Below are 13,711 nucleotides of genomic sequence, written 5' to 3' on the forward strand. Positions count from 1 at the left end.
GCAGTCACTCTTCCGAAAGGATGTGCCGTGCAGGACGAATCCAGCAAGCCCTTGCCGCCGTTGCGGTCGCAGATTGCGCTGCTGGCGGCGGCTTGCGCCGCGCCTGCGCTGCTGGCCGTAGCCCTGCTGCTGGTGTACTTCCAGCAGCGCGACCTGGGCCGCGCGGAACTGCAGCTGCAGCGCATCGAACGCGCGGCCGCAGCCATCGTGGACCGCCAGTTGCTGGCCGCGCAAGCAGCGGCCATCATGCTGGCCAGCAGTCCCAGCGCCCGCAGCGGCGACCTGGTAGCCCTGCGCAGCCAGGCTGCGGGCGCCCTGCCGCCGGCCTTGCCCTATCTCTCGCACGTTCTTTTCACTGAAAACGGCGCAGCACAGCTCATCGCCGGCAGTGCGCTGCCAATTGAGCGCGCCGCCAATGCGGCCCGCATCAAGTTTGCGCCAAACGCGCGATCGGCCGCCAGCCTGCTGCCCGCGAATGGCAAGGAACCGGCCCACATTGCAATCGACGTGCCGATCCAGCGCCCGGGCAAGCCGCAGGCGGCGCTGAGCGTCCTGCTGCCGGCCGACACGCTGGACAAGATCGCCGAGGAGATGCAGCTTCCGTCCGACGCCGTGATCGCCGTGCTGGCGCCCGACGGGCGCCTGGTGGCCCGCAGCCACGACGACGGGCGTTCCCGCGGGCAGCCTGCGGCAGAAGCCTTGCATGGCCTGCCACTGCAAGTCGGCTACCTGCGCGGCGCCGACAGTCCATGGAGCGTGGCGGTCGCCGCACCCGGGCTTGGAGCGCTGAATGCCTTCGATGGCCTGTTCTTCGGTCTGGCCGTCGTGCTCGCGGCGCTGGTGCTGGCCGGTTTTGCCGCCGCAGCTTTGGCCGCGCGCCGCATCGCAAACTCCATCGATGCGCTGCACGCGCCGGCCCAGGCCTTGGGAAGCGGTGCCAGCATCGAAGCTCCGCACGTCTCCTTCCAGGAGGCGCGGCAGATTGGCGATACCCTGCTGCGGCTTGACCGCGACCTGACCCGCCATCGGCAAGACCTGGAACGCGTGGTCGAGGAGCGCACCCAGCAACTGGAAAATTCCAACGCCCTGCTGGAGACGATTTACGCCACGGCGCCGGTCGGCCTGAGTTTTGTCGATACCAGGCTGCGCATCCTGATGATCAACGACTACCTGGCATCGATGAACGGCCTGGCGGTCAACGACCATATCGGGCGCCGCTTCGATGAAGTGATCAGCGATCGCGCCTTGGTGGCGCAGGTGAACCAGGCCTACCGCAAGGTCCTGGCCAACGGCGAAGCGGTGCCCAACGCCGAAATCTCCGGCAATACCTCGGCGCGCCCCGGCCGCAGCAGCCACTTCCTCACCGGCTATTTCCCGGTATTCGGCGCCGACGGCACGATGGTCGGCATCACGACCGTGCTCATGGATATCACCCAGCAGAAGGAGACGGAAGCCGCACTGCGCCAGTCCAAAGCCCTGTTCAAGTCCGTGCTGGAAAACATGCCGGCCATGGTGTTCGTCAAGGATGCCCAGCACCTGCGCTTTGAACTGCTGAACCGCCAGGGCGAATTGCTGCTCGGCCGTCCGCGCGAGGACTTGCTCGGCAAGAGCGACCGTGATTTCTTCCCGCCGGAGCAGGCGGCGGCCTTCCAGGAATCGGACCGCAAGGTGCTGGCCGGCGAGCAGGTCATGGAGATTCCGGAAGAAGCGCTACGCATCGCCGCCGGCGAAATGCGCTACCTCACCACGCGCAAGGTGGCGCTGCGCGACGAACAAGGCATCGCCACCCACTTGCTGGGCATCTCGCTCGACATCACTGACCGCAAACGCGCGGACGAAGCCTTGCAGCAGACTTCCCTCAGCCTGGCGCGCAGCACCAGCTTCCTGCATACGGTGACGGAAAACCTGCCAGGCCTGGTGGCCTATTGGGATGCCGGGCTGCGCTGCCATTTCGCCAACAAGTATTTCCTGGCCTGGTTCGGCAAAACGCTGGAGCAAGCCATGGGCGAACCGATCGACCGCGTGCTGCCGGCCGGCCTGCTGGAACAGATCCGGCCCCATATCAATGCGGTGCTGGATGGCAGTCCGCAGCACTTCCTGCGCGAACTGGAACTGCCGACGGGCGAGCCGCGCTACGCGTGGATCAATTTCATCCCCGACCGTGGCGAATCGGGCGCCGTACGCGGCTTTTATGCCCTGGGTTCGGATGTTACTGAACTTAAGCGCGGCGAACTGAAATTGCAGGAGCTGAACGAACAACTGATGCGGGCGCGCGATCGCGCCGAAGCTGCCAGCCGGGCCAAGAGCGAATTCGTGGCAAACATGAGCCATGAGATCCGCACCCCGATGAATGCCATTACCGGGCTGGCGCGCCTGCTGGAAGAGGCGCCCCTGGAACGGCGCGAGCGCAGCTTTGTCAGCAAGATCCAGCTTGCGACGCAAAGCCTGCTGGGCGTGGTCAATGACGTGCTGGACTTCTCGAAGATCGAGGCCGGCCAGCTCCAGCTCGAGCAGGCGCGCTTCAACCTCGATCAGTTGCTGGCCGGGGCCGCCGTGCTGGTCGCCAACGGCGCCTGGGACAAAGGGGTGGAGCCGGTGTTTGACATCGCCCCCACACTGCCGGCCGAAATGGTGGGCGATGCGATGCGCTTGCAGCAGGTGCTGCTCAACCTCCTCAGCAATGCCATCAAATTCACCGAACGCGGCGAAGTCGTGTTGACCGTGCGCGAAACCGAAGGCAGCGCCAATTCGCTGGCATTGGAATTCACCGTGCGCGACACCGGCATCGGCATTCCGGCGGAGCAGCAGCACCATATGTTCGACGCTTTCTCCCAGGGCGACAGCAGCACCAGCCGCCGCTATGGCGGCACGGGGCTGGGACTGGCCATCGCGCGCCGCCTGTCGGACCTGATGGGCGGCGTCATCGACGTCGAAAGCACGCTGGGCCGGGGTTCCACCTTCCGCTTTACCTGCCCTTTGCAGCGCCTTGCCGACAGCGCTCCCCGGGAAGCGCCGGCCCGCCTGCGCGGCTTGACCGTACTGGCGGTCGACGATAACGCCTCCGTGCGCCAGGCCCTGCTGAGGGCCGGCCGGGCCCTGCAATGGACCACCGTCGCAGTGGCCAGTGCCGATCAAGGCTTGCAGGCGCTGCGCACGCGTCGCTTCGACCTGATGATGCTCGACAGCGCGATGCCCGCCACCGACGGCGTCGCCATGCTGGTGCAGGCGCGCGACGAACACCTGGCCCTCCCCAAAATCGTGATGATGGCGCCGGAGCGCTCCAGCGACGATTTGCAGCAGCTGGCCGACAGCCTGCAAATCGACGCCGTGCTGGCCAAGCCATTTACCCCGTCGGGCCTGCGCGACGCCGCCCTGGCCGCACTCACCGGCGCCAACCAGCCCGAGCACCGCAGCGGTAATGCCGCGCTTTCCGGCAGCCTGGCGGGCATGCACTTGCTGCTGGTGGAAGACAATGAGATCAACCAGGAAATGGCGCGCTACATCCTGCTCCATTGCGGCGCATTGGTGGAGGTGGCGTCCAACGGCGAGATCGCGCTCGACATGCTGCGCGACGACCCGCAGCGCTTCGACGCGGTGCTGATGGACCTGCAGATGCCGGTGATGGACGGCTACCGCGCCACCGAATCGATACGCTCCATGGGCCTGCGCTCCCTGCCCATCATCGCCATGACCGCCAATGTCATGCCGGAAGACCGCATACGTGCCATTGAATCCGGCGTCGATGCGCATATCGCCAAACCTATCGATGTCGACGAAATGATCGCCACCCTGACCCGGCTCGCACCGCTGCATCCGGAACTTGTCGGCGCCGCACAGCCGGGCGGGGAGCAGCGCAGCGACGGCTGCCCCGCCTCCGTGCCCGGCATCGACCTGGAAGCCGCGCTGCGGCGCGTCGCCGGCAACTATGCCGCCTTCGCCGGCCTGCTCAAGCGCTTCGAGAATTCGCAGGGCGACGCCGTGCGCGAAATACGCGACTGCCTGGCGCAGGACAAGCGCTATGCCGCCACGCGCGTGCTGCATCGCCTGAAGGGCGTGGCCGCCAACCTCGGCGCCAGCGAGGTGGCCCGCCTCAGCGCCCAGGTGGAAGCCGCCGTTGCCGAAGGCCAGGACAGCTCGGCTGCCGCCCTGCTGCTGTCGCTGGAACAGGCGCTGGCCGTGGTGATCAGCGCCGCGCGCGAGCTGCCGGTCCCGGTGCCCGCCGCAGCCAGCAGTACGCCGGTATCCAGCCTGCCGCAAGCCCTGGGCGACTTGCAGATGCTGCTCAGGAACAGCAATATGCGCGCGCTGGCCGCGTTCAAGGCCCTCAGCCCCGTCCTCGAACAGCGCTGCCCCGACCTCCTGCCCGCCTTGGCCAACGCCATCGAGACGCTTGACTTCACCAGTGCCGAACAACGGCTGCAGGAAATCATGAAACGGGAGGAAACCGCATGACATGGACCGACCAGGCGCGCAACGGGCGCCTGCTGATCGTCGATGACGCCATGGAGAATATCCAGATCCTCAACCACGTCCTGGGCGAGGAGCATGAGGTGCTGTTTGCCATGAACGGCGAGAGGGCGCTGGAGCTGGCGCACCAGCACCAGCCCGACCTGATCCTGCTCGATGCGGTCATGCCGGGCATGGACGGCTACGAAGTCTGCGCCGCCCTGCACGCCTCGTCGGATGTGCACGACATCCCGGTGATCTTCGTCATCGCGCTGACCACGCCCGAGGACGAGACGCGGGCGCTGGAGGCCGGCGCGGTGGATTTCATCACCAAGCCTTTCAACGTCGCCGTCGTGCGCGCCCGCGTGCGCACCCACCTCACCCTGAAACGCCAGTCCGACGCCATGCGCGAACTGACGCTGACCGACGCCCTGACCGGCGTTGCCAACCGGCGCAGCTTCAACGACGCGATCCAGAACGAGTGGCGCCGCTGCACCCGTTCCGCCACGCCGCTCTCGGTCATCATGATCGACATCGACCACTTCAAGCGCTACAACGACGCTTACGGCCACCAGGCCGGCGACGCCTGCCTGGTCCAGGTGGCCGACACCATGCTGCAATGCGCCGGCCGCTCACCGGACCTGCTGGCGCGCTACGGCGGCGAAGAGTTCGTCATCCTGCTGCCCCAGGTCGACGCGCCAGGCGCGCAAACGGTGGCCGAGCGCATCCTGGAGAGCGTACGGGCACTGGCCATCCCGCACCGCATGTCATCGGCAAGCGACATGGTGACGGTCAGCCTCGGGGTGTCCACCCTCATGCCGGGCAAGGTGGGAAATCCGGAGGCGCTGGTGCGCTGCGCCGACAATGCCCTGTACCAGGCCAAGGAAGATGGCCGCAACCGCTACCGCGTCGCGGACTGCGATCAGGAGTAGCGCCGCATCAGGAATTCCGCCACGCAGGCCGGCTTCTCGCTGCCCTCGCATTCGACTGTCACCTCCCAGGCCAGCTGGTGGCCGCCGGCTACCGGCGCAATGCTGCGCAGGACGACATGGCCGCGCACGCGGCTGCCCACCGGCACCGGTGCCGGAAAGCGGACCTTGTCCAGGCCGTAGTTCAAACCCATGCGCATGTCTTCCATGAACACCGCGTCCTGCAGCAGGCCGGGCAACAGCGATAGTGTCAGGAAACCGTGTGCCACCGTGCCGCCGAAGGGCGATTCGGCGGCGGCGCGCAGCGGTTCGGTGTGGATCCATTGCTGGTCGTTGGTCGAGGCGCCGAACGTGTTCACCCTTTCCTGGGTGATGTCGACCCAGCCCGAAACGCCAACTTCCTGCCCGACCAACGCTTCCAGCTCCCCAACATTACGTACCAAACGCGCCATCAGCCTGCCTCCTTGAATCCTGGCTGCGCGATGAAGCGCTCCAGGTGATGATCCGCATCGCCCAGCGTGATCTCGATCATCGCCAGGCGTTTGAAATAATGGGCCGCAGGCAGTTCGTCCGTCACGCCCATGCCGCCGTGCAGCTGCACGGCCTGCTGGCCAACGAAGCGCGCCGCCTGTCCGACGCGCACTTTGGCGGCGGAAACCACGCGGCGGCGCTCCTCGTGATCGTTCGACCCCACTTTGACCGCGGCCAGCATGGCCATCGAACGCGCCTGTTCGAGGTGGATGAACATATCGGCCATACGGTGCTGCAGCGCCTGGAATTTCCCGATCGGCGCGCCGAACTGCTGGCGTGTCTTCAGGTATTCCAGTGTAGCGGCGAAAATGGCGTCCATGGCACCGATGGCTTCGGCGCAAAGCAGCGCAGCGCCGTAGTCGGCGCCAGCCTCGATCAGCGGCCAGCCTTTACCTTGCTCGCCGAGCAGCGTGCCCTGGGCATCCTTGAATTCAACCGTTGCAGCGCGCTGGCCGTCGATGGTTCGATAGTCGGTAACCCGCACGCCCGGCGCGTTGCGCTGCACCAGGTATAGGGAGATGCCGTCGCTATCGCGCTGGGCGCCGCTGCTGCGAGCGGATACGATGAACGCGCCGGCCTGGCCGCCATGCAGGACCACCGTCTTGCGGCCGCTGATCGCCCCGGCGCCAGCGCTGTCCGTGGCCAGTAGGTCGTTCAGCGCGTGGCGGGACTGCTGCTCACCCAATGCACACGCCAGTTTCAGCTCACCCGCCGCGACACGCTCCAGCAACGCCTCCTGCCCGCCCGCCAACTTGAGGAACTGCGTACCGAGCACGGTGGCAAAGTACGGCTCGACCACCAGGCCCCGCCCCAGTTCCTGCATCACGACCATCATGTCGAGCGCGCTGCCGTTGAAACCGCCCTGCTGCTCCGGTACCGGCAGCGCCAGCATTCCCAGCTCCACCAGCGTGGCCCAGGCTTCGCCGGAAACGCCAGCTTCGGAGTGGATAATTTTCTTGCGCGCCTCAAAGCTGTAATCCTTGTCGACCCAGCGGCGCAGCGCATCGGCAAATTGCTGTTGTTCTTCCTTGAATGTGAAATCCATGCCGCCCCCTTACAATCCCAGGATCATCTGGGTGATGATGTTCTTCTGGATTTCGTTCGAACCACCGTAGATCGAAGTCTTGCGGAAATTGAAGTAGTAAGCGGCCAGCGGCGCCGCATCATCGGCCCCGGCCAGCGCATGTTCGCGCTCGCCGTCCAGGTAATCCGGATCGAACGGCAAGGCTTGCGGACCGAGGGCTTCCACCATCAATTCGGTCAGCATCTGCTGGATCTCGGAGCCGCGCACCTTCAGCACCGACGCCTGCGGCCCCGGACCGTGCGCCTCCTGCGCGATAGTGCGCAACACCGTCACTTCCAGCGCCATCAACTCGATTTCAAGGTTCGCCACGCGCGCAGCGAACAGCGGATCGTCCAGCAATGGCTTGCCGTTCTTCTGCTCCTGCTTCGCGACCTTTTTCAGGAACAGCAGCTCGCGCATGGAGCGCCCGACTGCCGCAATACCGGTGCGCTCGTGGCCAAGCAGGTACTTGGCATAGGTCCAGCCCTTATTCTCCTTGCCGACCAGGTTCGCCACAGGCACCCGCACGTTGTCGAAGAAGACTTCATTCACTTCGTGGTCTTCATCCAGCATGATGATCGGGCGCACGATGATGCCGGGCGTCTTCATGTCGATCAGCAGGAAGGAGATGCCCTCCTGCTTGCGCACGTTCTGGTCGGTGCGCACCAGGCAGAAGATCATGTCGGCATGCTGACCCAGCGTGGTCCAGGTCTTCTGGCCATTGACGACGTAATGATCTCCGTCACGCACTGCCGTGGTTTTCAGCGAAGCCAGGTCGGAGCCGGCGCCCGGTTCCGAATAACCCTGGCACCACCAATCGGTGCAATCGAGGATGCGCGGCAGGTAGAAGGCTTTTTGTTCGGGACTGCCGAAAGCCATGATGACTGGCGCCACCATATTGACGCCGAAAGGCAGGATGGGCGGGGTGCCGGCAATCGCGCACTCCTCTTCCCAGATGTGGCGCTGGGTGGCATCCCAGCCAGGGCCGCCGGATTCGGTCGGCCACGCCGGCGCCGCCCAGCCTTGTCCCGCAACGATCTTATGCCAGCGCACATAGTCTTCGCGCTTCAGGCGCAAGTGCTTGCGGACTTTGGCTTGCAGGTCGGCCGGCAGGTTTGCTGCCAGGAAAGCACGCACTTCAGCGCGGAAGGCCTCATCCCTGGCAGAGTAATTCAGGTCCATGCTGTCTCCTTGAATTGGTCGCGCCAGCGAAATAGCACGACCGTTTCAAAGAGTCTACAGCGCTTTGCGCCTCCGCGCCACAAAGCCAATCAGACCCAGGCCGGCCAGCAACATGCCATATTCGCCGGGTTCAGGGACGGGAGTGGTAATGCCATCCATCTCGCGCCCGAAGATGGTCAGGTTGGAGATCCCGGGATTGGACTGGTTATTGCCGGTGAACCATTCGATATTCCAGGTGCCGCTCAATGTCTGGCCAGCGTCGATGCTCTGGTTATCGAACAGGAAGGCAGCGGCGCCATTTGCAGCCTTGAGCGACAGCACCAGGTCGAGGGAAACACCCTGGGTCGCGCTGGTATTGGTGATGGACCAGGTGCCGGTCCTGCCGTCGCCTGCATCGAAGCTGAAGTCCAGCGTACTGTACAGGCTAAAGCCCGAGCCTGAGCCGCCTTCATGCTTGCCCAGCAAGGTCCAGTCGCCGCCGCCTAAGCCGTCGAAAGCGCCGCCCATGCCGCTGGTATTGCCGCGCAGGCCGGCTTGCGGATTCCAGCCCGGGGTGAAGACGAAGGCGTCGGCGCTTTGTGCGTCGAGCGTGGCGTCGTCTGCAGAGGTATTACCGATGGTTGTAGCGCCGAAGGCGCTTGCCGCCAGGAGCATGCTGCTGGCGGCCAATGCAAACTTCTTTGCAATTGGTTCCATTCCGATTCCCCTTCTTGTGAAGTTGAGACTGCCACTTGAATGTAGCAATTTAGCGACCTCGACGGCGTTCATTACCTTTCCGAAATATAGTCACTCGCCCTCATGCATGGCGAAGGCAAAAGAAACGCCGCAGATGGCCTATCCGCGGCGCAAATAAGGGGTATATAACTAGATTGTTCTCAGCAGCGGAGCTGCCGGGCCGGCACGGGGCCGACACTTTCATCTTATCAATTTTTACAACTCAGCACTCAATTTCTGCAATTCGTCGCATTTCGGCCATATGCATGGGGGATGGCCGATAGGATGCTCCCATCCCACTTAGCATGTACAACAAGGACACAACCATGCGATCCAAGCGCACTCTCGCCGCCCTGCTCTCCCTCAGCCTGGCCGGCTGCGTCATCGTCCTGAACGACAGCAGCGACTACGTCAAGGGCAGCGGTACGACTACCATCGAAAACCGCAGCATCGCCAGCGCCAGTGGGCTGCGCATCGAAAACCGCCATCGTGTGGACCTGGACGTTGAAGTGAAGGTAGGGGGCGCGCCATCGCTGGTAATCGAGGGCGACAACAACCTCGTGCCGCTGGTGCATACGGAAGTGAGCGGCGATACCCTGCGCGTATGGACCGAGGAGCGCCTGGACAGCCGCACACCGATCCACGTGCGTTACACCGTACAACGCCTGGATCACCTGGAGTCGAGCGGCTCCGTGCACACCGAGGTGCAAGGCCTGGCCGGCGGTCCGCTGAGCGTTTCACACAATGGCTCCGGCTACCTTGAACTGCGCGGCCGCGTGGATCAATTGGATATGCGCCACACCGGCTCAGGCCAGTTGTATGCGGACGGGCTGGAAAGCAAAGCCGCGGTGGTGGACATGGTCGGCTCGGGCCGTGTGAATATCGGCTCGGTACGCGGCGACTCGCTGCGCGTGTCGACCTCCGGCTCCGGCAGTTTTTACGCGCGCGGCATCGTGCGCACCCTCGACGTGCAGGTGCAAGGCTCCGGCAGCGCCCAGCTGAACGACTTGCGCGCCGACGAAGCCAGCATCACCAGCAACGGATCCGGCGGCGTGCAAGCATGGGTACAGCACAAAGTCGACGCCCGCGCCAACGGCTCCGGACGCATCGCCGTCACCGGCAACCCATCCCAGCGCACCCTGTACGGCCGCAACACTTCGATCCAATAATAAAAGTCGGGGTCAGGTCCGGCAATCGGACATTTCGCGCAGCGAAATGTCCGATTGCCGGACCTGACCCCGACTTGTCAGTTGATTGTCACAGCGAGGTCGCGGCCGGTTGTGGCGGTGTTGCCGGCGTAGTCTGCCGCATAAATGCGCAGCGTGTAGTCGCCCGGTGCGAGACCACTTACCTGCCAGCGGCCTGGCACGACTTCGCCAGCAGACAGGTGGCTTAGCAGCGAGTAGGTGAAGCGCGTGGATTTGCTGCCGTAGACGGTAATGCCGCTATCGGCGGAGTACACCACCTTCACCGCCTCGCGCTGCTTTGGCAGCTGGTCATAGGTCTGCATGATGCGCGGCTGCTCGTAGCCCGAGACAGCTGTGCCGTCAGCTTGCAGCAGCTGGTAGCCCAGCTTGTACAAACCAAGTCGGCGGCGCGCGAGGTTGCCGTCCATCTGGTCGAATGCATCGACTACCACGTTCACTTCGCCCAGGTTGCGCGACACTTCCAGGCGCTGCCCTCTCTTGCCCGGCAGGCGCTTGTCGTTGGCGTCGTACAGGGCGATGCCCTGGATTACGGGCGAAATGGTGTCGCGCAGACCCGGGAATGGCAGGGCGAGCGGGTTCACAACGCGGCCGCGGTCGTACAAATTGAGGTGGACGTGCGCCATCTGGTTCACCACACCCAGTTGTTCGCCGACATAAAAGCGCGTGCCGCGACGCACACGCACGCGTTCCGGCTTGCCTTTCTCGTTGAGCAGGAGCTGGAAACGGTCGTCCAATGCGCGGTTCTTCCTGTCGCGCCCGACCTTCATGTGGATGTAGCTGGTCGTGCCGAGGTTGATGCCTTCGCCCAGCGAAGCAAATGCCCAGTTCGGCAGCGGGTCGCTGACCTTGGCTTTTTCGACCACATGCACCGAGCTGCCGACGTCGGCCTGGACGTCGAGGCCGGCGTGGAAGTGATGGCGGCTGTCGCCGTCATAGCTTCCCCTCACCTCGCCCATCAGGCCCACCACTTCGTGCGGCTGGTTTTGCGGGAGGACCGGCCAGGGCATCGGGCCTTCACTGCGCCGGGCCATGATCTCGCTCGCTGTCGGCGCCGGTGCCGCCGCGGCCAGCGCCTGCCCTGCGGCCTGCGCGCTGCCGATCAGCGGCGCGGCAGCTTGCGCGGCCGTGGGCAGCGGTGCCGCGTTTGCACCGGCATGCACCACGCGATGCAGGCGCTGTGCGGCGCCGTCCGAGAGGACCAGCGTGCCGTTCGGCGCCAGCGCCAGGCTGCGCGGGCCGTAGACCTGGATATTGCCATCGATACCGGTAGCCGGATCGGCTGGCCGCGCCGCATCGGGCATGCCGGCCAGGCTGCCATCCGGCGCCAGTTGCAGCAGGCGGCCGCGCGACGACACAGCGATATAGACAAAGCCATCATGCGTAAGCGCCAGCGCCATCGGGCGGCGCAGCAGCGGTTCCTTTTCCAGTTCGGGTGCCACGGCAAGGGTCACTACCGAGCCGTCCGGGTTAATGCGGCGCACGGCGTCATTGCTGGTATCGGCGATGTAGATGCCATCTTTGCCGATTGCGATTCCGCAAGGGGTGTCGAATTGCGCCGCCTCGCCAACGCCATCCGTGAAACCGGGGCTTGCGCTGCCAGCCAGCGTAGTGACCGTGCCATCGAGGGCGATTTTGCGAATCCGGTCGTTATAGGTGTCGGCGACATAGACGACGCCCGCCGCATCGACTGCCACGCCGACCGGACCGTTAAACTGCGCCTGCGCACCCTGCCCGTCCGCAAAGCCGGCAATGCCGCTGCCGGCCAAGGTCGACACCGTGCCGTCCGCCGCGATCTTGCGGATCACATGATTGCCCGTATCGGCGACGTAGACATTGCCCTGCTTGTCCAGCGCTATGCCGGAAGGCGTGTTGAAGGCGGCGGCGGCGCCGATGCCCTCCCGGTAGCCTTCAATGCCGCCTGCCAGCACGCGCGTGCTGCCGTCCGCAGCCAGCACCGACACAGTGTTCTTTTCTCCGCCATCGGAGAAATAGACATTCCCCTGCTTGTCGACAGCAACCCCATATGGGTCGGCCAGTCCAGACTCCAGCAAGGTATCCAGCCGCGCCGGCCAGGCCCTCTCGGTTGGCGCCGGTCCGCGCTTGACCAGTTCCGGCAAGCGTGCCGCCACGCTGGCTACTGGCGCGGAATAGTAGAAATAGCCGCCGGCACCGGCAATCGCCAGCACAGCAGCCCCAATAGCAGTCAGTTTGATAGATGTACTCACAGCCTGGATTCTACCTGCCCCTTTGCAGAAGATGAAGGCATTGCCACGGTAGCCGCAGGCCGCCGTGGCAATCACCGGCAAACTGCCTTACTGTGGCTTGGCCATGCCGGACATCAGGCTCATGACCAGCCGGGTTTCCTGCTGCTCGGCGCCGCTACCTTCGCCGGCATTGGCGACGACCAAAACGCCGCTTTGGCTGTCCGGCGCCAGGGCCACCAGGGCATTCCAGTAACCGTTGGAACCGGCGTGCATCAGTAGACGCATCGGTGCGTGGGCCGGCCAGTTGCTTTTCACGCCCCAGCCAAGGGCCGCGCCGGATTCCCCTTGGGGCGCATGGAGGAATCGATAGCCTTGCTGCGAAAGCAGTTTGCCCTCGCCGCGTTCACCGGCCATCTGGTCGAGTACGAACCTGGACCAATCTGCCAAGCTCATTTTGATGGTCGCGCCGGCAGGTGCAAAAAAAGGCGGGATGTCGGCAGCCAATCCTGTCAGCGGCTTGCCGGCCTTGTGGCCGAGTACTTGCCCCTGGCGCGAGGGGCTGGTGTCGACTTGCATGCCGAGCGGAGCGTACACCTGTTCCTGCATGAGGCTTTCAAAGCTTTGGCCGGTGGCGCGCTCCGCAACGGCGGCGGCGATGATGTAGCCGCTGTTGGAGTATTGCGACTCGGCGCGGACCGGGCCCGCTGGCGCTTCGCTGAGTGCGCGCTGGACGTATTCCATGCGCAGTACCGGCAGCGCACGCCGGTCCTTGCGCGTGGCTTCGATGCGCTTCTCGTCACTGTTGGGAGGCAGTCCGGCGCGATGCGAGAGCAAGTCGGCCAGCGTGACGGACTGATATTCCGTACGCATTACGGTGTCGGGGAGCATGTCCTTCAGCTTGGCGTCCCAGGAAAGTTTGCCCGCCTCAACCAGGCGCGCGATCAGCGTTGCTGTCATCGCCTTGGCATCTGAGCCGATATGCCAATGGTCGGACAATTGCGCGCGAGCGGGGCTGCCTCCAGCACGCACCCCGCGCACCGCCTGATCTTCAACTTTGCCGTCGCGAATGACCAGCACGGCCATTGCAGGGATGCTGCGATCTTTCAGGGCCGTGGCAAGTTGGGCGTCAAGGCTGCCGGCATGTGCGCTGGATGTAGACAAAACCATGGCCGCCACAGCGTAGGCGAAGCAAAAGGTAGGCCGCATCGATAAGACTCCTGGTATGTATTAAGGTGACTTAAATGTAAGAGATCGCACGTTCGTTGCGGCTGAATATGCGACAGGCGGCGATTTTGCTTGCCTGAAATGCAAAAAAAAAGCCCGCTCAGGGAGCGGGCTGAAGTCTATTTCCTTGGAGGAGAATAGAGGAGACAGGTGCAAGTATGCTGCGGCGCGGTATATCTGTCTACTTTATTGTAGTAATACTAGATATAA

9 protein-coding genes are annotated in these 13,711 nt (G+C 64.3%); 3 read left to right on the plus strand and 6 right to left on the minus strand.

Annotation, left to right across the window (positions count from 1 at the left end):
* The first annotated feature begins 27 nt into the window (after nt 1-27).
* The gene (locus ASD07_RS05820; protein ID WP_055926641.1) at nt 28-4,452 is read left to right on the plus strand and encodes a PAS domain-containing protein; all 4,425 of its coding nucleotides are present in this window, start codon (nt 28-30) and stop codon (nt 4,450-4,452) included.
* Nucleotides 4,449-5,378 (plus strand): diguanylate cyclase domain-containing protein, encoded by a 930-nt coding sequence (locus ASD07_RS05825; RefSeq protein ID WP_055926643.1) that lies wholly within the window; start codon nt 4,449-4,451, stop codon nt 5,376-5,378. Before ASD07_RS05820 ends, ASD07_RS05825 begins: the two co-directional genes overlap by 4 nt.
* On the opposite strand, the gene ASD07_RS05830 is transcribed toward ASD07_RS05825, so the two are convergent.
* The 4 genes from ASD07_RS05830 to ASD07_RS31360 are packed head-to-tail and all read right to left on the minus strand — an operon-like array spanning nt 5,369 to nt 8,847.
* Complete coding sequence (locus tag ASD07_RS05830; RefSeq protein WP_055926645.1) at nt 5,369-5,827, minus strand: MaoC family dehydratase; 459 nt, start codon at nt 5,825-5,827, stop codon at nt 5,369-5,371. The genes ASD07_RS05825 and ASD07_RS05830 overlap by 10 nt on opposite strands.
* Nucleotides 5,827-6,951 (minus strand): acyl-CoA dehydrogenase family protein, encoded by a 1,125-nt coding sequence (locus ASD07_RS05835; protein WP_055926648.1) that lies wholly within the window; start codon nt 6,949-6,951, stop codon nt 5,827-5,829. Before ASD07_RS05835 ends, ASD07_RS05830 begins: the two co-directional genes overlap by 1 nt.
* A gap of 9 nt (nt 6,952-6,960) precedes the next feature.
* Nucleotides 6,961-8,151, minus strand: a complete 1,191-nt coding sequence (locus ASD07_RS05840; protein WP_055926650.1) for an acyl-CoA dehydrogenase family protein — start codon at nt 8,149-8,151, stop codon at nt 6,961-6,963.
* Nucleotides 8,152-8,205: 54 nt separating this feature from the next.
* Nucleotides 8,206-8,847, minus strand: coding sequence for a PEP-CTERM sorting domain-containing protein (locus ASD07_RS31360; RefSeq protein WP_055926652.1), 642 nt, complete (start codon nt 8,845-8,847; stop codon nt 8,206-8,208).
* A gap of 344 nt (nt 8,848-9,191) precedes the next feature.
* Between ASD07_RS31360 and ASD07_RS05850 the strand changes: the two genes are divergently transcribed.
* Entirely contained in the window at nt 9,192-10,034 is an 843-nt protein-coding gene (locus tag ASD07_RS05850; RefSeq protein WP_162246539.1) for a head GIN domain-containing protein, read from the plus strand.
* A 77-nt stretch (nt 10,035-10,111) separates the two neighbouring features.
* On the opposite strand, the gene ASD07_RS05855 is transcribed toward ASD07_RS05850, so the two are convergent.
* Both ASD07_RS05855 and ASD07_RS05860 read right to left on the minus strand, forming a co-directional pair.
* Nucleotides 10,112-12,298, minus strand: coding sequence for an NHL repeat-containing protein (locus ASD07_RS05855; RefSeq protein ID WP_055926815.1), 2,187 nt, complete (start codon nt 12,296-12,298; stop codon nt 10,112-10,114).
* 87 nt (nt 12,299-12,385) lie between these two features.
* The gene (locus ASD07_RS05860) at nt 12,386-13,483 is read right to left on the minus strand and encodes a serine hydrolase (RefSeq protein WP_055926656.1); all 1,098 of its coding nucleotides are present in this window, start codon (nt 13,481-13,483) and stop codon (nt 12,386-12,388) included.
* Nucleotides 13,484-13,711 lie beyond the last annotated feature (228 nt).

The sequence above is a fragment of the Duganella sp. Root336D2 genome (assembly GCF_001425005.1).
In the GTDB taxonomy this organism is placed as follows: Bacteria; Pseudomonadota; Gammaproteobacteria; order Burkholderiales; family Burkholderiaceae_D; genus Rugamonas.

Bases quoted from the DNA above. Each gene is read 5' to 3' on its own strand.
- ASD07_RS05835 (WP_055926648.1), bottom strand. From the start codon at position 6,951: ATGGATTTCACATTCAAGGAAGAACAACAGCAATTTGCCGATGCGCTG.
- ASD07_RS31360 (WP_055926652.1), bottom strand. From the start codon at position 8,847: ATGGAACCAATTGCAAAGAAGTTTGCATTGGCCGCCAGCAGCATGCTC.
- ASD07_RS05825 (WP_055926643.1), top strand. From the start codon at position 4,449: ATGACATGGACCGACCAGGCGCGCAACGGGCGCCTGCTGATCGTCGAT.
- ASD07_RS05840 (WP_055926650.1), bottom strand. From the start codon at position 8,151: ATGGACCTGAATTACTCTGCCAGGGATGAGGCCTTCCGCGCTGAAGTG.
- ASD07_RS05860 (WP_055926656.1), bottom strand. From the start codon at position 13,483: ATGCGGCCTACCTTTTGCTTCGCCTACGCTGTGGCGGCCATGGTTTTG.
- ASD07_RS05830 (WP_055926645.1), bottom strand. From the start codon at position 5,827: ATGGCGCGTTTGGTACGTAATGTTGGGGAGCTGGAAGCGTTGGTCGGG.
- ASD07_RS05850 (WP_162246539.1), top strand. From the start codon at position 9,192: ATGCGATCCAAGCGCACTCTCGCCGCCCTGCTCTCCCTCAGCCTGGCC.